A 25,418-nucleotide genomic window follows, 5' to 3' on the forward strand; every position below is an offset into this window, starting at 1 on the left:
TGATGCGGTGGGCGTTAAGCGCCCACCGCATCAACTGGTAGGCAAACTTACGCCCCAAAATATTAAATATGCTGCGATTAACTGAAATTAAGCTGCCGCTTGATCATCCTGAAGACGCCATCAAGGCGGCAATTCTTAAAAAGCTGCAAATTTCCCCCGAGGCATTAACTGGCTACACCATCTTCAAGCGGAGCCATGATGCCCGTAAGAAGGGGGAGATTTCTCTCGTTTACATTGTGGATGTGGAGACCCCCCAGGAAAAGGCATTGCTGCAACGCCTAAGGAAAGATCCGCATGTGATGCCAACGCCAGATATGAGCTATAGCCTGGTGGCGCAGGCTCCCAGCAATCTGGCCAGTCGTCCGATCGTGATTGGTACTGGGCCTTGTGGGATGTTTGCAGGGCTGCTGCTCGCACAAATGGGGTTTCGTCCGATCATATTGGAACGGGGGAAGGCAGTGCGCGATCGCACCGCAGATACCTTTGCCTTCTGGAAAAAGAAAGACACGTTGAACCCCGAATCCAACGCGCAGTTTGGCGAAGGCGGGGCAGGCACCTTTTCCGACGGCAAACTTTACAGCCAGGTGAGGGATTCTAATCACTATGGCCGTAAGGTGTTGACCGAGCTGGTGAATTCGGGAGCTAACCCGGAAATTCTCTATATCAACAAGCCCCATATCGGTACCTTCAAGCTGGTGGGTGTCGTCCAAAGTCTGCGTGCCCGAATTGAGGCTCTTGGGGGTGAAATTCGCTTTCAAAGCCGGGTTGTTGACATTCACATTGAGCGGGGGCAGGTACAGGGTGTAACCCTTGCCAGCGGCGAGTATATTGCCAGTCAGCATGTGGTATTGGCGGTTGGCCATAGCGCCCGTGACACGTTTCAAATGTTGTTCGATCGCGGCGTTTACATCGAGCCGAAACCATTCTCCATTGGCTTTCGCATTGAGCATCCACAACCGTTGATCGATCGCTGTCGATTTGGCGATCAGGCGGGACACAAGCTGTTGGGTGCTGCCGATTACAAGCTGGTTCACCACTGTCAAAATGGTCGGTCGGTCTATAGCTTTTGTATGTGTCCGGGTGGTCTGGTTGTGGCGGCTACGTCTGAGCCTGGGCGGGTTGTCACCAACGGCATGAGCCAATACTCGCGGAATGAGCGCAATGCGAACAGTGCTATTGTGGTGGGCATTACCCCTGATGATTATCCAGGGCATCCCCTGGCGGGTATTGCGTTTCAGCGACAGTTAGAGGAACGAGCCTTTGAGCTAGGCGGTCGCACGTATAACGCACCGGGTCAACTGGTGGGAGACTTTCTGGCGGGTCGTCCTTCTGAAGCGTTTGGGACTGTGCTGCCGTCTTACGCACCGGGGGTGCATTTAGGGGACTTGAGTACGAGTTTGCCGGAATATGCGATCGCCGCTATCCGTGAAGCTCTGCCCGCTTTTGACAAACAGATCAAGGGCTTCGCCATGGCCGACGCTGTGCTAACGGGGGTGGAGACGCGCACCTCCTCGCCCATTCGGATCAAGCGTAACGATGAGTATCAGAGTTTGAATACCAAAGGCCTTTTCCCGGCAGGGGAAGGGGCGGGTTACGCCGGGGGTATCCTTTCGGCTGGTATCGATGGCATCAAAGTTGCAGAGGCCGTTGCGTTGAGTATGGTGCAATTGGTTGGGGCGCGGCGGTAATTAATATTGGCGTTGCTGAAATGAAACGGGAGGAGAAACGATTGGTTTTCCCTCCCGTTTCAGCAATAGGGGTTGGGAAATACCTGTATGAATACAGCAACGCCGAATATGGACATAATGAGTAACCCTATAAAATCATTGGGTAATTACTTAGTCTCAGTTCGGGTTAAGGGCTTTTTCGAGTGCCGCGCTTCGCGCGGCACTCGAAAAAGCCCTTAACCCGAACTCAGGTTATGTATTGTCTGGATTGTTGAATGTTTTATCCGCTGATCGAAAGGGAGTTTGAGTTTATGTCCTCTTTTGTTGCTGAATCTATTAACTTTCATCTTCCTGAAGTTGCCCCTGGAAGTTTGGATGTGCGCTGGATTCATGGTTCAGTTTCAGCTAAACATAATACTGATCCGGATATCCAGGTGCATCTCTATAATGAACACACCATGATCATGCGGCAGAACATGGCGGTGCATCCAGAAGCCCCCTTTATGTTTCTGTTGTTTGGTAACGATCGCGCTATTTTGCTGGATACGGGAGCGACGCGATCGCCTGAATACTTTCCCCTACGGCAAACCGTGGATGCTTTAATTGACCAATGGCTAGAAAAGTATCCACGAGAAAACTACGCCTTGGTCGTAGCCCATACCCATCTGCACCGCGATCACTATGAAGCAGATCCGCAATTTCTCGACCGGCCCAACACCGTTATCGTTGGGAAAAGCTTAGCTGAAACAATGGAGTTTTATGGCTTTCAGAATTGGCCACAGGAACAGGTGAGCTTTGACCTGGGAGGGCGACAACTTCAGGTATTAGCGACCCCAGGGCACGAAGAAGCGGAAGTATCAATCTACGATCCGTATACTCAACTTCTCTTCACCGGTGATTTGTTTTATCCTGGTCGCCTCTATGTGCGAGACTGGGCTGACTTTGTTGACAGCATCGAGCGGATGATTGCCTTTTGTGAGACACATCCCATCGCTCATATTCTGGGTTGTCATATTGAAATGTCCATCTATCCAAAATTGGACTATTTAATTCGTACCAGCTATCAACCCCACGAACGACCTTTAGAAATGACGGTGGAGCAGCTCAAGTCGTTGCGCGGGGCGATCGCCGAAATTGACGGCAAACTCGGTATCTATATCTTTGACGATTACATCATTTATAACGGTGTACCAGACCGCTATTTCAGCTATGAAAGCATCGATCCGAACGTTGAACCTGGTGATCTTTGCTAAGAGGATGTTTCCCTACAAATTCAGCAGACCCGAAAGACGCACCAGGTATGTTCGATTCGGGTAAGTCTTGGTTTCGACTTAGTCAAAACGAATATACCTAAAAATCTTTGTATTAAGCTTTTACCTCAGCCTACCATTCTTCGAAAGCTGTTTGAGGTGGTTGATTTTTGGTGCAACCTAGGTATGAAAAGCCAATCCTTTCAAATAGCCTTTGATAAATAGTTCTTATTTTTCTCCTGCTTTGAAGAAACAAGAAAAGGGGTTTGGTTTCTGTGCGGTATATCAGAATACTCAGAAAGCCTTGAAATAAGGAAGATGCGAGTAACTAAATGCCCAAGCTCTTCAAAAATCAAGAATTTAAATGTCTTAATCCCGTATAGTACGGCTAAGTTCCTGATTTTTTGGTGCTTGAAGCTTGTTCAGCACCAAAGATTTTAGAAATGGTGCCTAAAGGTTATATAGTGCTTAGAGGGAATTTAGATTCCCGATGGGCTAAGAGGGTATTTGAAACACAATCGGTACTTGAAACAGGCTCACCTGTTTCTACCCAGAGACTCAAAGAAGGTATATGGCTAACCAACTTAGTAGTTCGCGAAGCTTACTTCTCTCCTGCTTGTCCCTTACCATTCGGGTATGTGGCAGTATTGCCATAGGTGGCATTGTCCTTAAAATTACCAAATGTAGGCGAACGATAGAGACGCGATTTCAGGGTAAAGCGAATCTACGGATGGCCTTTCAGGCAGCCTATGTTAGCAATTTGCTTGGGACCTGTGTTTCCTGAATGGTCTTCTGTTTAGAGGAAATATATTACATCACAGGTTTGCTTACCCTGGTCACCGTTGGAAGGTAGGTGCTGTTCTAGGCGTGTGATGGGTTGTTGTGAGAGGGGCCGCCTAGTGCCCCCTTCACAACACCACCCACGACTTGCAGCGCGGCAAGGTGCAGACCGAGCTGAATAGCACTTTAGGGCAGGAAAGCAATTTCTATTTCATTACACCTGTTTTAGAAGATAAACCTGATGGCAACGAGGCGCATTCTGTTGATTGACGATGAACCTAGCATTCGCTTAATGGTTCAAGTTGCACTTAAAGTTACAACTTCCTGGGAAACCCTAATAGTAGAATCCTATCAGGCTGGAGTCGCCCTTGCCGAAACTGAGCAACCCGACGCTATTTTGCTGAATGTGATGATGCCTGAAATGGATGACATTATAGCTTCTCAGGAGATACAAACAAATCCAATCATTCGACACATTCCCATAATCTTACTTATGACAAGAAGCCAGGCTAATGAACGAGAACGATTTTCCCACTTGGTGATCGCTGGAATTATCACCAAGCCCTTCAGAGTAAGTGAGTTAGCCAGGCAGATGCGTTCGATTTTGGGCTGGTATGATTAACCTCTGCTGATTTTTAGTACGTGTTTGAAAGGTTATTTTCTCGTGCGTTTTGCACAAGAAAATAACCTTTCAAACAGGTCTCAAATGTCGGAAGTGCACTAAAGATCAACCGAGTTTAATCTTGCCCTCAGTGCAGGACATGCTGCCCTGGATTGGCATCGTCATTGGAGCGATCGCCAGAATAAGTCATGGTCTTTCCTCAATATTTCTAGAATCAGTGTTGTTTAGGGCTCATGCTGAATCATTGCGATTACATCATGGTGTTCCCACCAATCAGGCGCTCAAACTCGGCTTTGATCAGTGAATAACACTCACAGCTTGTTGCTTCTAATCCCTCTCGATCCAGAATCGTGATTTTGCCATATCGATAAGAAATGAAGCCTGCATTCTGTAACTTAGCGGCCACCTCACTGACCCCCGCCCGGCGCACCCCAAGCATTTGAGATAGAAACTCATGGGTTAGTGCAAATTGGTTATCTCCGACCCGGTCTTGGGTCAAGAGCAGCCAACGACAACAGCGTTGCTCGATCGAATGCATCCCATTACATACTACAGATTGTGAAATGAGATTAAACAATGCTTGTGTATAGCGGTGTAGAACGTTATAAAGCACAGTGTCGGGGGTGACATGAGTGCGCATTGCCTCGGCTCGCATTCTCAAAGCATTACCCAGAACTTGAACCATTGCCACCCCTGGAATTTGCTTAGCTCCCAGAAATACAGGCAGCCCCACCATGCCTTCATAGCCCACTGTTCCTACTTCGATCAGATCACCCGCTGCGGTTAGCGACAGTAGCGAGCAAACTCCTTCTAGCGGAAAGTAGACAAACTCAATCGGTTCATTGGGTTGGTATAACTCTTGTTTAATTTCTAAGGGAACGGGCTCTAGGTAGAACGCAAGCCGTTCGTATTCTTCTATTGGTAAGCTGGCCAAGAGTCGATTTCTGACAGTATTTGAAAGTCCTTCACGCACTACTTTAATGGTTAGTTAGGTGATCTCTATGCACTGGGATAACACAAAGCTGGTAAGGAGCCCTCTGGCATAGGGAGGAGTATAGCTCTCGGTGCGGTTTGTACGAAAGAGTACAATAGAGGGAGAGAGGAGTGTACGGCTAAGTACAGTCTTTTCATCTGATAATTTCCTGGTTCGTACTCTCATGAACTCTCTCACCTGCATACCGCAATCTCGGATCCTTTCTCATTTTCCGAATATTGCATTTAATGTTGTCGTGTTGGCAACTTCAATAGGTGGGTTAAAAGCGTTGAGTGCTATCGTGTCTACCTTACCCGCAGATTTCCCGGCTGCTACTCTGGTGGTTCAGCATCTCAGCCCCAGTTTTCCCAGCCAATTAGTTCAAATCTTGAGTCAGCGAACTCAACTTCGGGTTAAAAGTGCTGCAACGGGAGATGTTCTGCGGCCGGGCACCGTTTATGTGGCTGTTCCAGATCACCACTTAATAGTTCAGCCCAATGGTACGCTACTGTTATCGGATGCACCTAAGATGAACTTTGTGCGTCCTGCTGCCGATAAACTGTTGATGTCAGTGGCAAACACTTACAAATCGCGGGCGATCGCTGTCGTTCTAACCGGCCGAGGGTCTGATGGTGCGCTGGGCGTGCTAGCCATCAAGAAACATGGAGGCACGGTGATCGCTCAGGATAATTTAACTTCTGAAGCTTTCCATATGCCGCAGGCCGCGATCGCCACTGGAAACGTAGATCAGGTATTGCCCTTGGAGGAGATCGCTTCTATGTTGGTGCGCCTGGTAACGTCAGAAGCTGTTACGTCATACAGAAGAGGGTAAGGGCAACGCCCCTACCCTCTTCTGTATGAATGAGCTGATGATGTGTGCAGGCAATCAGGCGGATTTAGCTCGCAGGTGACGATGAATTTCCTGATTCATGAGCTCCAATTCCTTCTGGGTTGCCCGTAGTTCTTGCTCAATATCGTGCCGTTGCTGAATCTGCACAGAGAGTGCATCTTGAAGCGATCGCACCTGATCTTGTAGCCGCTTCACTTCAAGCTGCAACATTTCTAACTGGACGTGTTGCTGCTCATAGTCTTGTGAAGCGTTAGTCGAATCGGAAAGATGTTTCAAACCAGCCTCGTTCATATCTGTTAGTGCATTATTTACAGCAGGTATAGGACAAAATGAGAGTGGGAGTAATGAATAGTAATCATGAATAGTTGACCCTTTTGTAAATAACCTTACTTTTGAATTCTTCGATTCAAAGAGAGACTGTCGTAAATAAGGAATTTGTCCTTCTGGCATACCCAGTAGTAGAAACCCTTGCTGCTGCAAACTGAAATGAAACCGAACCAGTGCTTGAAGTTGCGCCTGTGGTATCAGATACATCAGTGTGTTTCTACAAAGGAGCAAATCAATGTGTGATAGCGGTGGGCTTTGAATTAAGTCATGCTGATGAAAGGTGACGGAGTGGTAAAGCTCTTGTCGCCAGCGATAACCTTCGGCTGTGCACTCAAAATATCGCTCTAAAAGTTCTGGTGGAATTCCTGTAACTTTGTAGGGGAAATAGCAGCCGCGTTGCGCTTGCCACAGCGCATCGGCATCAATATCAGTGCCATAGATCTGCACGCGTTGCTGAAATTGTTCGACCCCCAAAGCTTCCGCTAGTAGGATTGCCAGGGAATACGTTTCTTCCCCTGACGCACACCCTGCACTCCAGATACGGATCAGTTCGTTTGGAGCTTTGTTGGCAATAATTTGGGGAATGATGGTGCTTTTGAGATAATCCCAGATGGGGCGATCGCGAAAGAAGAATGTACAGTTGATAAAAACAGCATTCAAAAGATGTGTAACTTCATCAGGTTGTTGCGTTAGGTGGTCGAGATACTCCTGGTAATGCTGCGCTCCAACATGTTGCATGCGCTTTTTGATTTGACGCATTAAGCTAGAACGCTTGTAACTCGTCAGGTCAGCCTTCTGAACATGCTTGAGATGATTAAGTAAATCTTCTAAATTTGTTGCTTTTAGAGATGGTGATGTAGTGCTAACAGAAAGGTTATGCATGAACAGATAGCCAACTTAGCTGGGCGTTCATAGAGTAAATTCTATATTTTTGAGTTTAGGCGTTTCTCGGGCAGATGACTGTCCAGTAGCGTACAAGTCATCTCCATTACTCAGGTTGGGTTTCAAGGGTGTGGTGGGTAATTTTATGTTCAAGTGTGGGGTTAACCCACATTTGAACATTGATAGATCACTAAAACAGCACCCGTATTCGCTACAAGAAACCTTGATATGGGGGGTGCGGAGCGCACTAAAATCTAGGCAAATGAAGTTGCTGAATACTGGATTGATGAATAGAGTAGCGTTCTACTCTATTCAGAGATTAAAGACATAACCCAAACGGCATATTGTGTTATATGCCCTACGTTTATTCGTTGCGACCCTTGGGGCTTCTGCCATTGGATCGATACAATTCCTGCCGTCCCAGACCAATATTAGTGCATTACGGACGTTGGCATCGGTAGCGTTGTGAAGGATGAAAGAGAAAAGGCGGGGTGGAAGGCGCGAACGGTTAATCGGATTGTTGGGCTTGCCATATCCAGGCTCGTAGAAGCAGAGCGGGTTGATGTTTGGGTTAACGCAACACTATCCAAAGCGATGCGTGGGGAGGTTGATGGGCTAGCCATCGAACTCCAAGAGTTTTTAGCGCGGAAAAATTTGCGAATTGAAACCTTTCAGCTTCAGATCGGGCAGGTGACTGTCCTACCAAAGCTGGCTATGAAGGGTACGATTCAACTGCTTCAACCATCTACCGGAGAACTCACGCTGACGCTCCTTGAGAAACAGCTTTCTGACTTTTTGAGCCTGCAATTTGTGGGAGAGCGATCGCAACCCTCAGCCTCTGCAAACCCGACTCAAAACTACAGACTTCATCAAATTCATGCGGCCTTTCTGCCAGAGAATCAACTTCAGCTTCATCTGGATTGGACGGCGGCATCTATTGAAGCGGTACAGTCCAGTACGCTGCTGACGACACCAGAAATTGCATCTGAAGGACAGATCGTTAACCTGGCTGTGCAATCGACCTCCGGAGAGGATGTACCTGCCGAATTAACCACTGCAATTCTGTCTCCGATTAATGAAATTCTTAGCCTGCAAGACTTCAAACAGCGAGGCACATCTTTTCAAATTCAGCAGATCGAGACGATGCCCGAGAAGCTGACTCTGCATGCCTCCGCGACAATCGACCAGTTTCCTACCCGGTAGACCTATGGTTCACTTTGGAATTATCTGCCCCCCCTATCCCGGTCATTTAAATCCCCAGACGGCTTTAGGACGAGAACTTCAGTCGCGTGGTCACCGTGTTACGGTGCTTCAAATTTCTGACGTGGAACCTCTGGTGCGATCGGAAGGAGTCGGCTTTCATGCGATCGGGCAATCGACCTATCAACCCGGTTCTCTCGCACAAACCTTTGTGCAACTGGCTCGGCTGAGTGAAATTGAGGCACTTCAGTACTCTGTTAAATTCTGCCGCGAGGTGACGGAAATTATTTGTCGGGATGCCCCGGCGGCGATCGCTCAACTCGGCATTGATGCCCTGCTGGTTGATCAATTGGAGCCTGCCGGAGAAACCGTAGCAGAAGGGCTGGGGCTCCCATTTATCTGTGTTTCCTGTGGGCAAGCCATTCACCGCCGGGCCGATATTCCTCCCTTTTTCATGCCCTGGAATTACGAAGACCAATGGTGGGCACGACTTCGTAATCAGGTTGCCTACACCATTCTGGATCGCAATTGCCGTCCGATTTTGCAGGTGATTAATGAGTACCGCGATCGCTGGAATTTGCCCCCCTATCGGCAAATGTATCGCTCCAACACACGCCTGCTCCACATGAGCCAGCAGGTTGCCGCATTTGATCTGCCCAACCCCAACCTCCCTGACTATTTTCATTACGTTGGCCCTTTGCGGAACCGTTCTCCTCGGTCCGTTTCATTTCCGAGCGATCGCTTGACGGGCCAACCCTTGATCTACGCTTCTTTAGGAAGTGTTCAAAATCGTAAGTATGAAATCTTTCACCAAATTGCCACAGCCTGTGAAGGCTTAGATGTGCAACTGGTCATGCCCCACGGCGGCGGTATGGATGCTGCACAGATCGCCAGTCTACCCGGCAATCCCCTGGTCGTTGAGTACGCTCCTCAGCGAGAAGTTCTATCCCGAGCCAGCCTGACTATTACCCATGGCGGCATGAATACCGTGCTCGATTCTCTGAGTTATGGTGTGCCTCTGGTTGCGATTCCCATTACCTTTGAGCAACCAGGAACGGGAGCCCGCATTCGCTGGACAGGTGTCGGAGAGGTGATTCCATTAACGAAGCTCACGCCGCCCCGGCTCCGAGAGGCCATTCAGCAGGTAAGTGACTCTCCCACCTACGCTGCCAATGCCGCAAGGGTACAGCAAGCGATTCAGCAAGCGGGAGGCGTTCAACGGGCCGCAGACCTGATTGAGCAAGTTGTTCAGAGAGAATCTACAGGTAAATCATCTTTCGCGTCATCCCTCCGTCAATGATGAAATTTTCCCCTGTCATAAAGCCTGCCGCTTCCGACGCAAGATAGACCACCATAGCGGCCACATCATCAGGTACGCCAACCCGCCCGGCTGGATGCTGTTGATGGTCTTGTTCTGTCAACTGGGGCGTCCCTCTGTTCGCAGCCTTCTTCCAGTCTTCTACAGCAATCCAGCCAGGGCTAATGCAATTGACTCGAATATCGGGCCCCAAACTATTGGCCAGGGCGTGGGTGAGCGCAACAATGCCACCCTTACTCGCGGAATAAGCTTCGGTGTGGGGTTCCGACATGAAAGCTCGGGTTGAGGCAATGTTAATGATACTGCCTCGACAGGCTCGGAGATGGGGAATAGCATACTTACTCGTCAGAAACGCACTGGTTAGATTCGTCGTGATGATACGGTTCCACTGCACCAAGTCCAGTTCCTCAACGGGCGCATTGTTGGGATGGGCGATCGCTGCATTATTCACCAAAACATCCAGCCGATGATAAGCGGCAATGGTATCAGTAACCAGTTGCCGAACAGAGGCTTCATCACTCACATCCGTGGGGATAAAACGGGCCTCTCCCAGGGAGCTATACTCCTCCGCCGTTTCTGTGCCGGCGTCAGAGTCAATCTCGGCGATCGCCACCCGATATCCTGCCTGCAGCAGTTTCAGCACGGTTGCCTTGCCAATGCCCTGACCGCCCCCGGTTACGATCGCCACTCGATTTTCAGCATTCATTACCAATCATCCAATCCTTACATTGCATCCAATTTAATCAAGACTTACAGATTCTTGTTGCGTTGGCGTACTTCGCACAGCGCACAACAAGAATGCAGTAATAGAGAACTTGCATAAGTTCTATTAATAACCGAAATGTATGTTGGCGCATCCCACCCGATAGCGATCACTGCAATTACTATTGTTGATGTTGTGTTAGTTAGGGCATCAGGCGTAATGCTTCCACTCGCTTCTGGTGTCCCAACTAACGTAATAAAGGCTATATCAAGTTCGATTAAATGAAGGTATTGTGGCGCATTGCACTGGCTTTTCCCCATTCAATCGGATGTCATCTAACATGAAGGAAGTAAAACAAGCAGTAACCAGGCTGCAATCAAAAAACAAGCTTAAGTAATGGGACAGACGTTGGGCGATCGACCATACTTAACGCGAGAGAGTCATCAAGGAGACATAGAATGGTACAAGCACAGCGCGGCAATACGGTTAAGGTTCATTACACTGGCAAATTGGATGATGGTACAGTGTTTGATTCCTCTGTAGACCGCGATCCACTAGAGTTCACGCTTGGAGAAGGCGGAATTATTCCCGGTTTTGAGCAGGCAGTTCTTGGGATGTCAACGGGTGAGTCTAAGACTGAGACCATCCCCAGCGAGAACGCCTATGGCCCCTACATTGACGAGATGGTTTTGACGGTTGATCGACAACAGATGCCTGCTGAAATTGAACCTCAGGTTGGGCAACAGCTTCATCTTCAGCAACCAGATGGTCAACTTATTCCTGTGACGATCACAGAAGTTTCGAACTCAACCGTTACGTTGGATGCGAACCATCCGCTAGCCGGTGAGAACTTGACCTTTGATATTCAGCTAGTTGAAATCGCTTAGTGCAATAACTCACGTTGTAGGGTGTGTTTGCTATTCAGCAAGCACACTCTACCGGGGAGGATAGTGTTCTAGACGTGTGAATGGGATGTGGTGAAAGGGGTATGAAGTGCCCCTTTCACCACATCCCATTCATGAATTTGAAACATGGCTCAGGAGGGCGATCGCATTGCAAGTACTTGGTTAGTCCAAACTCCAGTGAGTCATAGTGTTCTAATAACAAGTAAGGTTAAATGCCGATGATAAAAAGTGGTGCGGCGCTTTGCGCCGCACCACTTTTTATCAGATGAAGCGGACACAACTATACGGAAAAATGCTTACAACGAAATTAAGAACTCAGTACTGTACGTTATTTGTTACATAAGATACATTGTCTGGGACGGCGATCGCCTTAATTGGAAAGCAGATACTTGGTTGCCTCCATGTTGTGTTCTCCACTGTTAATGTTGCCTATCGTATTCGCAAGGAGAAGAGTGTGAGCGATCCTCTGGTGGAAACTGTTCCTTCAGAGCCATCTCCCTATCATCTCCCGCCCCCGGGGGCTGATCCCACCCGTGAACAAATGGTTCGGCATTTGCGGCACGCCAACCAGATTGCCATGCGTGTCGCTCAATCGGGTCACCATCCCTTTGGCGCGCTCTTAGTAGCCCCAGATCACGAAACAGTCCTAATCGAGCAGGGCAACGTGGATACAGTGAACCATGCTGAAGCGGTGCTCGTTCGGCAGGCTTGGGAGAAGTTTACTCCTGGTTATTTATGGGGCTGCACACTCTACAGCACGGTAGAACCCTGCGTCATGTGTGCTGGTACCCAGTATTGGGCCAACATTGGGCGATTGGTTTACGGTGTTTCAGAAACACAATTGCTAATCCTAACCGGGAACCATGAGCAAAATCCTACGTTGGATCTACCCTGTCGATTGGTATTTGAACGAGGTCAGAAAAAGATAAAAGTTTGGGGACCACTTCCTCACGTTGAGGAAGAGATTGTAGCAATTCATCGCGATTTCTGGAGAGTGTAGGAACCGGAGGCTGCTCGTCATCCAGATGCCTCAATTTGCCAGATTTTTCGAGTTGTCAGTGTTTGAGTTGATGAATGGGCGATCGCTTTGCTGTTCCAACTGGATTGCCTCTAACCATCAACGTCAAGGTGTGTGATGTGAACGAGAAGTTTTGTCTTAAATCCGTTGAACTATGAACAAAATGGCTGATTTTCCCAAACGTTCCCTTTTCCGCCCATTACGGGTGTCCTTCCGGCGATATTGGCGGGTGCTGGCCTTATTTGTGGCAACCTGTGGGTTAATTGTGGGTTGTGGTAACCCATCGGCTAACTCACCAACTCCAGCAGAGTCATCTTCACCAGCCGCAGCAGGGCAAGACTTCACGATTGGTATGGTGTTAGTAGGGCCGAAAAACGATGCCGGGTGGAACCAGGCTCACTACGAGGGTATTGAAGAGACGATTAAACAATTTCCGGGTGCCAAGCTGGAGTACGTCGATAAGGTAAACCCAGCCGATCGCCCTAACGTAACTGGAGCCCAGGTTGCCGATGATCTGATTGCCAAAGGGGCAAAACTCGTCATCTTCAACTCCGATGACTTCAAAGACGATGCTCTAGAAGCCGCTAAAAAGCATACTGATATTCCCATCATCCATGCCTCAGGCGATTACTCCTGGAAGGAGGGCCAAAACTTTCAAGATCAGGCGAATCTGTCCAACATCATGGGCAAGATGCAGTATGGCGAGATGATAGGGGGATGTGCAGCGGCTCTCTCGTCGGAAACTGGGAAAATTGGATTTTTGGGTGCTCTCATCAATGACGAAACGCGTCGCTATGCCTCGGCGGCCTATCTCGGTGCTAAGCATTGTTGGGAAAACTATCGCCAGAAACCCGTGGATGACTTGCAGTTTAAAGTGACCTGGATTGGTTTCTGGTTCAACATTCCCGGCAAAACGCTTGACCCCACCAAAGTTGCAGATGATTACTACAACGGCGGCTATGATGTCGTGATGTCAGGCATTGATACTCCTGAGGCCGCTGTGCAGGCGAAAAAGGCAGCAGCAGCAGGGAAAGCCGCGAAATACGTTCATATCGACTTCAAGGGCGGCTGTGACCTGGCTCCTGATTCTTGTCTGGGTGTGCGTTACTACAACTGGAATGTGCCTTACACCAGCGTTCTCAAAGACCTACTGGATGGCAAACAGTTGGAGCCCTTCACCTGGCTCGGCCCCGACTGGAAGGACATTAACAGCACAGAAACCTCGATGATTGGCTTCCTCCCCGGAAAAGCGCTGGGCGAAAACCAGAAGTACATCGATGAGTTTGTGAAAGGCTTAGGTGACGGCAGTATCAACCCTTACCAGGGACCGCTCAACTATCAAGATGGCAGCGTCTTCCTGAAGGATGGAGAAACGGCAACGGATCAGCAAGTCTGGTACATGCCTCAACTCCTGGAAGGCATGGAAGGGCCAAGCACATAAGCTAACGAGCTAACGGAGGAGTGCCGCGTTTTGCGCGGCACTCCTCTGTCAATTAACATTGAGCAGCAGACTTATGAAAGTCGAGTTACACCACATCTCCAAACGGTTTGGCAGCGTCCAGGCAAATGACAACGTCTCGCTGACCGTTGAGGCAGGCAGCATTCACGGGTTGCTGGGTGAGAATGGCGCAGGTAAAAGCACTCTGGTCAAAATCCTGAGCGGTTTTATCACGCGGGATCAAGGGCTTATGCTGTTGGATGGACGCGAGGTTGATATTAAAACCCCGGCTGATGCCATGCAGATGGGGATTGGGATGCTGCATCAAGACCCCCTCGACTTTCCGCCCCTGTCGGTGCTGGATAACTTTATGGTGGGCAAGCCTGGTCGCTTGTTTACCAGCCGACAGCAGGTGATCAAGGAATTCCGGCGATTAGCTGACCAATTTAGTTTTTCGCTGAATATTTATCAGCGCGTTGGTGACTTAACAGTAGGGGAACGGCAACAGGTCGAGATTCTCCGGCTATTGTCGTTAGGTGTGAATACATTAATTTTGGACGAGCCAACCACAGGCATTTCTGCCTCTCAAAAAGATGCGTTGTTTGATGCCGCGCGACAACTGGCAAGCCAGGGAAAATCCGTCATTTTTGTGTCGCATAAGTTAGAAGATGTGAATGAATTGTGCGATCGCGTCACGGTCATGCGCCAGGGCCAGGTGGTCGGAGATTTGCCCATTCCAGCCTCTGATGAACAGCTGATTGAGCTGATTTTTGGACGGGAACTGGCACCCCCTGTGAAGCCCCACACCCGTAAATCTGGAGTGGCTCTGGTGCTTGAGAAAGTGACCTTGAGTCGCGGTCGCTTCAACATCAAAATCGATCACCTAACGGCCCATGAAGGCGAGGTCATCGGTCTGGCCGGTCTGGAAGGAAGCGGTCAACAACTGCTCCTTCAACTATGCGCCGGTCTGCTGCACGCCAGCACAGGCCGCTTGCAGATCAACGGCGTGGATATGACGCATAAACCCTACCCAGCGTACCTGAATTCTGGGGTAGGATATTCTCCCGCCGATCGCCTGCGAGAAGGTCTGGTTCAGGGGTTAACGATTCACGAGCATGTTGCCCTCAAAACTCCGCCGAAGGGCTGGTTTGTCGATTGGAAAGGAACACTCAAGCGGACCCAAGAAGCGATCGCCCTCTTCAATATTCGGGGCAAGGCCAACACCAAAGTCGAACGGCTTTCCGGCGGGAATCAGCAACGCACCCAACTGGCACTTTTACCCGTGCCCCTCAACCTACTTCTAATGGAGCATCCGACGCGGGGCTTAGATATTGGCTCAACGCTATGGGTCTGGCAACAACTCATCGCCCGTTGCGAAGGCGGCACCACGATTCTGTTCATGTCCTCCGACCTGGATGAGATCATGCAGTACAGCGATCGCGTCATCGTCTTCAGCGGCGGCAGCGTATCTGAACCGATAGATGTGAAAGAACTAACGGTCGATCGCTTAGGCCAGATGATCGGCGGCAAACTTGATTATGATTCCCCTGCTTTAGAAGAGAGCCGAGCTTAAATCAGAGGGCGGCAGGTAAGGACTACTCGACTGCATCTATCGTCGCCACCCCTTCCACATGCCTTCCCCTCTGCCCTCCGCCCTCCGCCCTCCGCCCTCCGCCTTCTGCCCTCTGCCCTCCTACTCCATGTCCAGATCTATCTACTATCAAGCGGCTTCCCTGGCACTGTCTCTGGTGTTTATCGCTGTGGTCATCGTGCTGGTCGGCGGCTCGCCTACGGAAGTGGTGACCTATATGTGGTCGGGGGCCTTTGGCACAGCCGACCAGTTTGCCCGAGTGGTAGCAACCCTGGCTCCCCTGCTGTTGTGTGCCAGCGGTTTGTTGTTTACCTTTACGGCAGGGCTGTATAACCTGGGCATTGAAGGGCAGATTGTGCTGGGAGGAATTGCCTCCATGGTGCCGATCCGGCTGTTTCAGGATGTGTTGCCAGCACCAATGGTGATTGTGCTGGCGATCGCCGCAGGTGCTCTGGGAGGAATGCTTTGGGGCTTACTGGCCGGTGCGCTCAAAGTGTATGGACGCATTGACGAAATTTTTGCCGGGGTTGGACTGAATTTTGTGGCCGATGGTTTGGCCCTCTACTTAATTTTTGGCCCCTGGAAGAAGCCGGGTGTCGCTTCCATGAGTGGTACTGAGCAGTTTAACGAGGCGATCTGGCTGCCAACATTTGGGAAGACAGAGGCCAGTCCGGTGGCGTTAGCGATCGCCCTTGCTGTGCTTATCCTGACTATCGTTGTGATGCGGGGCACCTATTTCGGTTTACGCCTCCGAGCCGTGGGCCATAGCTTGCGGGCCTCCTACGTCCTGGGTATTCCTTCGATTCGGCAGTTGCTCAGCTCGTTTGCTATTTGTGGGGTCTTTGCCGGCATTGCCGGTTCGTTGCAAGTGTTAGCCGTGTTTCACCGCCTCATTCCCAGCATTTCCAGCAATTTGGGATTTTTGGCTCTGTTGATTGCGCTGCTGGCAGGCTCAAATGCGTGGCTCTTATTGCCGATCGCCTTCTTTTTTAGTGCCCTCAACATCGGTAGTCTTCAACTTCCCCTTTCCCTGGATCTGGAGTCTTCCCTATCGGGCGTCATCCAGGGAACCCTGGTGCTATTTGCCCTACTGGGCCGAGGGTTTAGCGAAATGAATAAAGCCGCCAAAACATAGAATGAGATACTCTTTGCGCAACCCATTAGCCGCCTAAGAACCCTAGCTTTGCTCTTATGGAAACTTCCCAACTGATCTCAATATTGTCGGTGGCGATCGCCACATCAACACCTCTGGTCTTTGCCTCCATTGGCGAAACCATCACCGAACGTGCCGGAGTCATCAACCTCTCCGTGGAAGGCACCATCCTCCTTTCCGCCATGGTGGGGTTCGCCGTCGCCAAAACGGCGGAGGGGTTGGGTACCGTCCCCAGTCTATTGTTGGGGTTTGGGGCGGCAGCATTGACAGGTGCGGCGATCGCCCTGATTGTTGCTTTTGGGGCGCTGACCCTACGCCAATCTCAAGTGGCGATCGGTTTTGTGCTGACGCTATTGTGTGCAGATTTATCCTCGTTTCTGGGCAATCCCTTTGTGCGAATTCCCGGCCCCACAGTTCCCAGTTTTAAGGTCCCCATCTTGCAAAGCATCCCGGTCATTGGGCCACTGTTCTTCCAGAGTGATCTGCTGGTCTACGCGAGTTTCGTTTTAGTCATTGCAACCTGGATTTTTTTCTATCGCACCCGTCCTGGGTTGATGTTACGGGCGATTGGTGAACAACCTGCGGCAGCCTTTGTGCGGGGTACCAATGTGGTCTTGATGCGCTACTTCTACACGCTGCTGGGAGGTGCTCTCGTTGGAATTGCAGGGGCTGCCTTCTCGCTGGATTTCAGGGCTGGATGGAGCCATCGCCATACGGCAGGTTATGGTTGGATTGCACTGGCGATCGTTATTTTTGGTGGCTGGAATCCCTTACGAGTTGCGTTTAGCTGCTATCTATTTGGTATTCTTCAATCCCTCGCAAGTGTGGCGCAAAGTACTATCCCCAATGTACCTACGCAAGTATTCACGGTCGCTCCTTTTGCCTTGATGCTCGTGTTTCTCGTTCTGACTTCAAGCGAGTGGTTAGAGCGTTTATTGAAGTTATTACCTCCAGGTATGGGGCGGGCGATCGTCCAAACGATTCACAGTTCACCACCGGCTTCACTGGGGCGTACCTTTCAGCAGGATTGATGCTTTGCTGGTAATCAGTAGTTCATAATCCGCCCTTTATCAGCGATAGTATTACTCGCCATACAGCGTTCATCACCTTCCTTTACTTGTTCTTATATCCTATGGATTCTGTTTTATTAAATGACTGGCACGTTGTTGCCCGTTCAGAAGATGTACAACCCGGTACATTAACGAAGGCTAAATTACTGGGTGTCGATCTGGTTATCTGGCGGAATACAGCTTCTCAAGTTTTGGTTTGGCAAGATCGCTGTCCCCACCGCAGTGTACGACTGTCAGGGGGGGAAGTCGTGAACGATACTGTGGTTTGTCCCTATCATGGGCTGGTATTTAATGATGTAGGGCAATGTATCGAAGCTCCGGCACATCCTGGCTATACGCCACCCAAACAGGCCTGTGTTAAGGCATTCAAAACCCATGAACAGTATGGGTTGATTTATGCCTCGTTAGGTGAACCGGTCAGGGAAATCCCGGTTTTTTCAGAGTGGAATGATCCCAGCTATCGGCTCTGTCTCAGTGGCCCCTATCACTGTCATACCAGTGGCTTGCGTGCGATCGAAAACTTCCTGGATGTATCCCATTTTCCCTTTGTGCATCCCGGTACATTAGGCGATCGCGCCCAAACAGCCGTCGAAGATTACACCGTTTCAACAGACGAGGATGGTGTGGCGTTGCATAATGTGCGCGTCTGGCAACCTGACCCTGACGGGCAGGGAAAGGGTGAGTTTGTGACCTACAACTACCGGGCTTTTCGGCCTCTCACAGCTTACTTCCGCAAAGAAACACCCAATGGCAACTGCCTGGCAATTTTGTTCCACGTCACCCCCGTTGAAGAGGAGGAGTGTGTGGGATGGATGTGGGTTGCGATGAACTATGCCCACGACACGCCTACTGAGGAAGTACAGAAATTCCAGGACCACCTGATTGTTGAAGATTTTGTCCTGCTGGAAACCCACAACCCCAAACGCCTACCCCTGGATCTTCAGCTTGAGTTTCATCTGCCCTGCGATCGCGGCTCTCTAGCCTATCGGAAATGGCTCAAGCAATTGGGGTTAACCTATGGAGCGATCGCTGAACCGCTTAGCTAGAGACTTCTTGTAATGGTTGTTTTTCCGTGCGTCTTACACTCGGGAAAATAACCCGTCCAGCGAGTTTTATAGCAATGTGCAAGTGCGTGAAGTACAGCAACGGTGGTGTGGGGCACGAAGTGCCCCACACCACCGTACTTAATCAACCCGCGCAGCGCTATAGTACTAAGCGAAGGAAACTGGCGGTATACTTAGATAGTATAGGTATTAGTACATAAATACCAAGACTGAAACTCCTATGGTTCAATACACCCTTGCCCAAAGCCCTGAGGTTATTCTTACAGTGGCTGGCAAAGATTCGGCCAAGGCCCGCGAGAAGGCCATGGATCAGCTCATCGAGTTGATGGAAACCGGCCAGTTGCCCACCGATCTTTCTGATGGGTTCAGTCCTCAACAATTTATTGAAGTGAAGGAGAGTGTTCCGTTGAATCCTGCTGCCGAAGATTCAATTAACCAAGCGGTTCAAGTATTAAGCAATCTAGCAACGTTAAAGCTGAAGGTGCAGTCGTCACGTTCCGAAGCTTTAGAAATCCGCGGCCAAATTGACAAGCTATTTACGGATGAGGAAGTCACAGAAGACGAGGTCAATACCTTAAAGGAAGGGTTTAAGGTACTCAAGACCTTCGCTCAGGCAAACTTGCGTTACCGTGAGGCTCGGGAACAAGCTGAGGAAGCCCGAACCATTCTTGATCAAGCACTGAAGTCGGATTCAGGAAGTGCATCATCGGGCCGCTCATCCAAGTAGGCACTACTCGTTCAAGGCATACGCAAGCTTGATAGACTGCATGATTTTTGTTGGGTATGGGCTCTTTACCAGCCCACATCCAACAAAAAGTAGGTAAATTCTGCATTTTTGAGTCATATAAAATCTGCTTGTTTCAAGCGCAAAGTGCTGTAATAGGGGTGCATCCCACTTTTGTAAGTGAGGCGGGCTTCGCCCGCCTCACTTACAAAAGTGGATTTCCAAATTTGCAAAAGTGGAATGCACCCCATAATAGTGATTACTCAATGTTAAGATTTTTGCGGTTTGCGGAATTCTAAAGCGGAATAATACAAAGCTACAGCGCCTCTGCTGTGAACTTCTATCGGTTTTCCGCGGGTTCCTCATGACTTCATTCACCCATGCGTCTCCTCCGGTGGCATTGTCCGAGCTGGCTCCGTGGCTACTGGATCAACTGGACGAGGCGATCGCCTTCTTCTCGGCAGATCTGCGGCTGGTTTGCTTTAATCAATCCCTGGTTAAGCGTTGGGAGTTGGATTCAGAATGGCTACAAACGCAGCCTACCTGGTCCGATTTCTTACAAACTGTGAGTCAGCAGCAGCAGTGGTTACCCGAGCAACGGGAAACAATGGAACAGTTATTGGAGCTGGCCTGGCGATCGCCCCATCAACCACTCACACCGAACGCTGATATTAACCTGAATGCATCCAGGTACTCAAAATCCCCGCCGCTACGGCTGAAGCTCACAGGTTATCCCGATCGCAGTTTCCTGCTAACACTGCTGCCAACTCCCCCTGCCAATAGTCCAGAACAGCAGCTTCAAGAGGAACGGTTGCGCCTACTAGAATCTGTCGTGGTGCACGCCAATGATTCCATCCTCATTACAGAAGCGGAGCCCCTGGAGTCGCCAGGTCCTCGCATTCTCTATGTCAACCCTGCCTTTACACGGATTACTGGGTATTTGCCAGAGGAAGTGCTGGGGAAGACACCCCGCCTGCTGCAAGGCCCCAATACCGATCCGGCTACCGTGGCCCGTCTGCGAACTTCGCTGCATAACTGGGAAGCGACCGTAGTGGAATTGCTGAACTACCGCAAGGACAGGTCTGAATTCTGGGTGGAGTTGAGTGTGGTTCCTGTCATGAATCAGGAGGGGCGCTATACCCACTGGATTGCCGTACAACGGGACATCAATCAGCGCAAACGGGTTGAAACTGAACTGCAAAATACTCTACAGCAACAGATCGAAGTCAGCCAGATGCGATCGCGCTTCGTATCCATGACCTCCCACGAGTTTCGCACACCTCTCACGTCCATCCTGTCGGCATCGGAACTACTGGAACATTACGGCCACGCCTGGACGGAGGAGGAACGCCTGGAACAATTGCACCTGATTCAATCTACGGTGCAGCACATGACGCAATTGCTGGACGACATTTTGCTCATTGGCCGTTCAGAAGGAGGCCGACTGGAAGTTTATCCAGTCTGGTTTGATGTGGTGACATTTTGCCACACACTGACTAGCTCTATTCAAAACAGTGTAGGCCGAGAACACCTGATTACGTTTGATAGCCAGATTACCCGGCCTTACGCGTTTCTAGATCAAAAACTGCTCCAGCGGATTCTTTCCAATCTGCTGTCCAATGCTGCAAAATATTCCCCCCAGGGCACCTTAATTCGCTTTGATCTTGAGCAAGATGTAGACAACTTGACGTTCATCATTCAAGACGAAGGAATTGGCATCCCCATCGAAGATCAGGCTCACCTCTTTGACTTCTTTTATCGGGGTAATAACGTGGGAACAACCCCTGGGACAGGTCTGGGATTGGCTATTGTTAAAAACTGTGTTGACCTGTGCAAAGGCCAAATTCGTGTTGAAAGTACACCCAATGTTGGAACCCTATTTCGAGTCACATTACCGGCCTCAACTGAAGCAACAAGGCCTGAATAACCAAAACCTGGTAGTTCATTCCACCTGCCATTGGCATGATGAAGCATAGGTACTCAACAGCTTAAGCTTGCTCATCTTTGAGGTGGTTTGATTCCTGCCGTTTATTACCTCGACTTTGAACGAAATTGGGTTTCGCTTGGCTGAAATGCTTGCGTAGAAAGCATTTCAGCCAAGCGAAACCCGAAAGTCTGCCGCGCAGCGAAACGTGCTCTGTGAGCACGTTTCGCTGCGCGGCAGACAGAATTAGTCCAAACTCCAGTATTACTAGAAGGGTGATTTTTCTGTCGCTTCGCGACAGAAAAATCACCCTTCTAAGCTTTGGGACAGATTTTGAGGATGGCCACAACATACCACCGATGATTCTAATTCCATGCTAAAACTCTGGGTGACGCTCCTTGTCAAGAAGTCGTGATAAAACGTTCACCTGCCCGGAAGCGATCGCACCCTCGACGATCCCTCTGGAAAACTCTCTGCCTGGTGGCCTGCGCTTGCTTTAGCCTGGGCTTAACAGCCGGGACGGTTTTCTGGAACCCTTCTCAGCCACCTGAAGCTACAGAGGTCGTTTCGCAGCAGGAAGCTCAACCTGTTGCTGCCATCCAGAACGGCAGACCTCAGCTCTCTCCTCTACCTGAAGCCGAGGAAGTATGGGCCTGCGATGTCGTGGTGATTGGTGGTTCTCTGGGAGGAATCGCTGCCGCTACCCATGCGATGCAGGCGGGCGCTGTCACCTGTCTCATCGAACTCACGCCCTGGCTGGGTGGGCAGATTAGTTCGCAAGGCGTTTCGGCCATTGACGAATCCCGGGCGATGCAAACTCGGCAAAATCACTCCCAAAGCTGGCTTAAATTTAAGCAGCGCATTGCCCAGCAGCCCCTACACTTGCCTGCATGGTTAGAGCACTCTGAATCCAGGACAGTGAAGGAAAGCAATAGCTGCTGGGTCGGGAAGCTGTGTTTCCCGCCAAAAGCAGGAGCGATCGCGGCCCGAGAAGCGCTTGAAGCGGCTGCCAAAAAGGCTCCGGGAAGCCGATGGGAGACGGCGATCGCCTTCAAAGGCGCAACGTTTGATGCCACAGGTCGAGAAATTATTGCTATCCATGCCCTCCGGCGGGTGCCGCACAGTCCAGATTACGTGCCCGCAGGCCGCTTTTCCAAGGAGCTGGCTTACTGGTATTCCTGGTCCGATGATGCCATCTTTGAAAAAATACCGCTACGCCTGGAGGCATTTTCAGGTAAACGGTTGATGGTGATTGATGCAACGGATACGGGAGAACTGGTGGGATGGGCAGGCATTCCCCATCGATTGGGGTCAGAGTCAAAGGCCACTACTCAGGAGGCCAATGCAGCATCTCTGGATAATCCAGAATGTACTCAGGCATTTACCTACCCGTTTGCGCTTGCTCTCCACGATGACGGGGGAACCAGCCACTCCGAACTGCGTCAAGTTCAGCCGCTTTATGGGCGGCATGAGCACCGCCGGGAATATGACCTGCAAAACATGCCCACGTTCTCAGGGAAAAGCTTTTTCAATTACAGGCGCATTGTCAGTTCCGTGCGGAATGATCCCTTCACCGCAACGCCGGTTCTGGGGGATGTCACCATGGTGAACTGGAATCAGGGGAATGACTGGAACTGGATGAACCCTTCGCTCATTCTGACTGATGAACAATTGGATGCATCGGGTCAACGCCAAAATTGGTTGGGTGGTATCTCGGAAATTGCACTTCGCAAAGGGGAAGACCATGCTCTCCTGTTTGCCGAATGGCTCCTGGAAACCCAGGTTGACCCTGAATTTCCATTGACCTATTTAATGGGAGCGGATAGCCCAATGGGGACGGTATCCGGTCTCAGCATGGTGCCTTACATCCGTGAAGGACGGCGGATTTTAGGGCGCAAGGCCTATGGCCAGGAGGAGTTTATGATACGGGAATCAGACCTGCGACGCGATATGTCGGGAGGCCGTGATTTCAGTGCCACCAAGATTGGCATCACGCACTATGACCTCGATATGCACGGCTGCCGCTACCGCAACTGGCAACCCTCTGGAGAAGCTAGCACTGCTCCGGCCCACGAAACTAAAATCCATCCGGTCCAAATCCCCCTGGAAAGCCTGATTCCCCAAGGGGTAGACAATCTACTCATTGGGGGCAAAAGCATTGCGGTGACGCACATTGTCAATGCAGTAACACGCGTTCATTACGGTGAATGGACGGTTGGTGGGGCCGCAGGGGCGATCGCCGCCTACCTGCAAACATCTCCCACGCTTACCCCGGGGGATATTGTTCCGAACGGGCTCATATCTGAAGTGCAGGCGTATCTAGTAAAACAAGGGTTGCGATTGGAGTGGTAATATGACCTCCAATTGAGGAACCATAATGTGCAGTGGTGCAGCGCAGCGCCCTGCACCACTGCACATTATGGTTCCTCAATTGAATTTGCATATAGCAATAGCCATTTTGGTTAACACATCAGAAGGGCGCTTCCTTCTGATGTGTTAACCAAAACGGCGAAGAGTGTGAGTGCGTCTGGTGGCAAAGCTATCATCGCCCACGAAGTTAGTTAATGCAGCGTAATAGAGTCTTCACGCAGCAGACATTCATTTGTCACTTAGCTGACACATAGAGCGTCTAACTTGAATCAGCTATGCCTTTTCTATAACTAAATTTCCTTATGTCCGTGCCTTCGCATCCGTTTCGTGAATCCCTTCACACCTCACTTATGAAGCTGCGCTTACATCATCGTGTCGTTTTAGCCTCCACCATTGCCCTTTCCGGAGTTTCTGTTTGTGCCCTAACGGCACGAGCCATGTATCGTGACAGCCCCAAAGCGGTTGTTGATCAGGCATGGCAGATCGTCAATCGCGATTATGTTGACCCCAACTTTAATCAGGTTGATTGGCAGGAAGTGCGCTATTCCTTGCTGGATCGCAACTATTCCTCCCCCGATGAGGCTTACAATGCCTTGCGAGATGCCCTGAAGCAGCTCGATGACCCCTACACCCGGTTCATGACTCCTCAGGAATTTCAAGCGTTTGAGCAGCAAACTCAAGGCGAACTCGTGGGCATTGGCTTGCAGCTCACAGAAGCACCTGATCACGCATTAACTGTCGTTAAACCCATTGACCAGTCTCCCGCCCTCGCAGCGGGTCTTAAACCTGGCGATCAAATTGTCAAAATTGACGGCAGAACTACTGAAGGTATGACGGTTGCGGATGCTGCCCAACAGATTCGGGGTGAAGCTGGCACTCAGGTAACGCTCACCGTTCAACGAGAAAACACGAGCCCCTTTGACGTCACATTGACCCGCGCCCGGATTCAGATTCCGGCAGTTGTTTCTGCCGTACATCAGGAAAATAATCATCGGGTAGGCTATATCCGCCTGAGTGAGTTTAGCGCTCATTCTGCCGATGAAATGCGAGCCGCTATTACAAGCCTCAAACAGCAGAATGTGGATGAGTTTGTGCTGGATTTACGCGATAATCCCGGCGGGCGGTTAGATCAGGGGGTGGCGATCGCCCGCATGTGGATTAATGACGGTGACATCGTGCGCACAGTCGATCGTCACGGCGATGCCGAGCAAGTTCGCGCTAACCATACAGCTCTCACCGACTTACCTCTAGCGGTTCTGGTGAATGGCCATTCTGCCAGTGCCAGTGAAATTCTCACAGGTGCCCTTAAGGATGACCATCGCGCCTCTATCGTCGGCACCCAAACCTTCGGTAAAGCCTTGGTGCAATCAGTGAACTCTCTCGCCGATGGTTCCGGTTTGAACGTAACCATTGCTCATTACTTCACGCCATCCGGGCTGGATATTAACCATCGTGGTATTAGCCCCGACAAAGTTGTACCTCTCAGCGACGAACAACAGAAAGAACTGATGAGCCATCCAGATGAAATTGGTACGGCTCAAGACCCACAGTATCAGGAAGCTATTGAAGCTTTAGAAGCAGCTTCTTGA

20 protein-coding genes are annotated in these 25,418 nt (G+C 50.2%); 17 read left to right on the plus strand and 3 right to left on the minus strand.

What is annotated here, in order from left to right; translation table 11 throughout:
• Positions 1-68: 68 nt before the first annotated feature.
• From H6F91_RS14280 to H6F91_RS14290, 3 genes are all read left to right on the plus strand, one after another.
• Positions 69-1,688: an NAD(P)/FAD-dependent oxidoreductase gene (locus tag H6F91_RS14280; RefSeq protein ID WP_190771500.1), complete on the plus strand. Its 1,620-nt coding sequence runs from the start codon at positions 69-71 to the stop codon at positions 1,686-1,688.
• Between the two features lie 290 nt (positions 1,689-1,978).
• Positions 1,979-2,920: an MBL fold metallo-hydrolase gene (locus tag H6F91_RS14285; protein WP_190774178.1), complete on the plus strand. Its 942-nt coding sequence runs from the start codon at positions 1,979-1,981 to the stop codon at positions 2,918-2,920.
• Positions 2,921-3,938: 1,018 nt separating this feature from the next.
• Positions 3,939-4,319 (plus strand): response regulator, encoded by a 381-nt coding sequence (locus tag H6F91_RS14290; RefSeq protein ID WP_190774179.1) that lies wholly within the window; start codon positions 3,939-3,941, stop codon positions 4,317-4,319.
• A 250-nt stretch (positions 4,320-4,569) separates the two neighbouring features.
• On the opposite strand, the gene H6F91_RS14295 is transcribed toward H6F91_RS14290, so the two are convergent.
• Positions 4,570-5,253, minus strand: a complete 684-nt coding sequence (locus H6F91_RS14295; protein ID WP_199307828.1) for a Crp/Fnr family transcriptional regulator — start codon at positions 5,251-5,253, stop codon at positions 4,570-4,572.
• Positions 5,254-5,476: 223 nt separating this feature from the next.
• On the opposite strand from H6F91_RS14295, the gene H6F91_RS14300 reads away from it, so the two are divergent.
• Positions 5,477-6,124, plus strand: coding sequence for a chemotaxis protein CheB (locus H6F91_RS14300; RefSeq protein WP_190774181.1), 648 nt, complete (start codon positions 5,477-5,479; stop codon positions 6,122-6,124).
• Between the two features lie 54 nt (positions 6,125-6,178).
• On the opposite strand, the gene H6F91_RS14305 is transcribed toward H6F91_RS14300, so the two are convergent.
• The gene (locus H6F91_RS14305; RefSeq protein ID WP_190774182.1) at positions 6,179-7,351 is read right to left on the minus strand and encodes a protein-glutamate O-methyltransferase CheR; all 1,173 of its coding nucleotides are present in this window, start codon (positions 7,349-7,351) and stop codon (positions 6,179-6,181) included.
• Positions 7,352-7,816: 465 nt separating this feature from the next.
• Here H6F91_RS14305 and H6F91_RS14310 point away from each other — a divergent pair, with 465 nt between their 5' ends.
• Together H6F91_RS14310 and H6F91_RS14315 are read left to right on the plus strand one after the other, a co-directional pair.
• Positions 7,817-8,554, plus strand: a complete 738-nt coding sequence (locus H6F91_RS14310; RefSeq protein ID WP_190774183.1) for a DUF2993 domain-containing protein — start codon at positions 7,817-7,819, stop codon at positions 8,552-8,554.
• Between the two features lie 4 nt (positions 8,555-8,558).
• Entirely contained in the window at positions 8,559-9,851 is a 1,293-nt protein-coding gene (locus tag H6F91_RS14315; RefSeq protein WP_190774184.1) for a glycosyltransferase, read from the plus strand.
• Here H6F91_RS14315 and H6F91_RS14320 read toward each other — a convergent pair.
• Positions 9,811-10,575: a glucose 1-dehydrogenase gene (locus H6F91_RS14320; protein WP_190774185.1), complete on the minus strand. Its 765-nt coding sequence runs from the start codon at positions 10,573-10,575 to the stop codon at positions 9,811-9,813. The two genes, H6F91_RS14315 and H6F91_RS14320, sit on opposite strands and share 41 nt — an antisense overlap.
• A gap of 455 nt (positions 10,576-11,030) precedes the next feature.
• Between H6F91_RS14320 and H6F91_RS14325 the strand changes: the two genes are divergently transcribed.
• The 11 genes from H6F91_RS14325 to H6F91_RS14375 all read left to right on the plus strand — a co-directional run bounded on the left by H6F91_RS14325 (position 11,031) and on the right by H6F91_RS14375 (position 25,418).
• Positions 11,031-11,459, plus strand: coding sequence for a peptidylprolyl isomerase (locus tag H6F91_RS14325; RefSeq protein ID WP_190774186.1), 429 nt, complete (start codon positions 11,031-11,033; stop codon positions 11,457-11,459).
• 559 nt (positions 11,460-12,018) lie between these two features.
• Positions 12,019-12,477 carry a nucleoside deaminase gene (locus tag H6F91_RS14330; protein ID WP_190774193.1) on the plus strand — a complete coding sequence of 153 codons (459 nt, stop codon included), beginning with the start codon at positions 12,019-12,021 and terminating at the stop codon, positions 12,475-12,477.
• A 181-nt stretch (positions 12,478-12,658) separates the two neighbouring features.
• Positions 12,659-13,936, plus strand: a complete 1,278-nt coding sequence (locus H6F91_RS14335) for a BMP family ABC transporter substrate-binding protein (protein WP_190774194.1) — start codon at positions 12,659-12,661, stop codon at positions 13,934-13,936.
• Between the two features lie 73 nt (positions 13,937-14,009).
• The gene (locus H6F91_RS14340) at positions 14,010-15,506 is read left to right on the plus strand and encodes an ATP-binding cassette domain-containing protein (protein WP_190774187.1); all 1,497 of its coding nucleotides are present in this window, start codon (positions 14,010-14,012) and stop codon (positions 15,504-15,506) included.
• Positions 15,507-15,633: 127 nt separating this feature from the next.
• Positions 15,634-16,659, plus strand: coding sequence for an ABC transporter permease (locus H6F91_RS14345; RefSeq protein WP_190774188.1), 1,026 nt, complete (start codon positions 15,634-15,636; stop codon positions 16,657-16,659).
• A gap of 56 nt (positions 16,660-16,715) precedes the next feature.
• Entirely contained in the window at positions 16,716-17,708 is a 993-nt protein-coding gene (locus H6F91_RS14350) for an ABC transporter permease (RefSeq protein WP_190789389.1), read from the plus strand.
• A 101-nt stretch (positions 17,709-17,809) separates the two neighbouring features.
• A complete protein-coding gene (locus tag H6F91_RS14355; protein WP_190774190.1) occupies positions 17,810-18,793 on the plus strand; it encodes an aromatic ring-hydroxylating dioxygenase subunit alpha in 984 nt (327 codons plus the stop codon).
• 238 nt (positions 18,794-19,031) lie between these two features.
• A complete protein-coding gene (locus H6F91_RS14360; RefSeq protein ID WP_190774191.1) occupies positions 19,032-19,538 on the plus strand; it encodes a hypothetical protein in 507 nt (168 codons plus the stop codon).
• A 361-nt stretch (positions 19,539-19,899) separates the two neighbouring features.
• Positions 19,900-21,462, plus strand: coding sequence for a PAS domain-containing sensor histidine kinase (locus H6F91_RS14365; protein ID WP_190774192.1), 1,563 nt, complete (start codon positions 19,900-19,902; stop codon positions 21,460-21,462).
• A 408-nt stretch (positions 21,463-21,870) separates the two neighbouring features.
• Positions 21,871-23,811: an FAD-dependent oxidoreductase gene (locus tag H6F91_RS14370; protein WP_347280037.1), complete on the plus strand. Its 1,941-nt coding sequence runs from the start codon at positions 21,871-21,873 to the stop codon at positions 23,809-23,811.
• Positions 23,812-24,179: 368 nt separating this feature from the next.
• Positions 24,180-25,418, plus strand: coding sequence for a S41 family peptidase (locus H6F91_RS14375; protein ID WP_190775427.1), 1,239 nt, complete (start codon positions 24,180-24,182; stop codon positions 25,416-25,418).

It is taken from the genome of Leptolyngbya sp. FACHB-8, assembly GCF_014695575.1.
In the GTDB taxonomy this organism is placed as follows: Bacteria; Cyanobacteriota; Cyanobacteriia; order Elainellales; family Elainellaceae; genus Vacuolonema.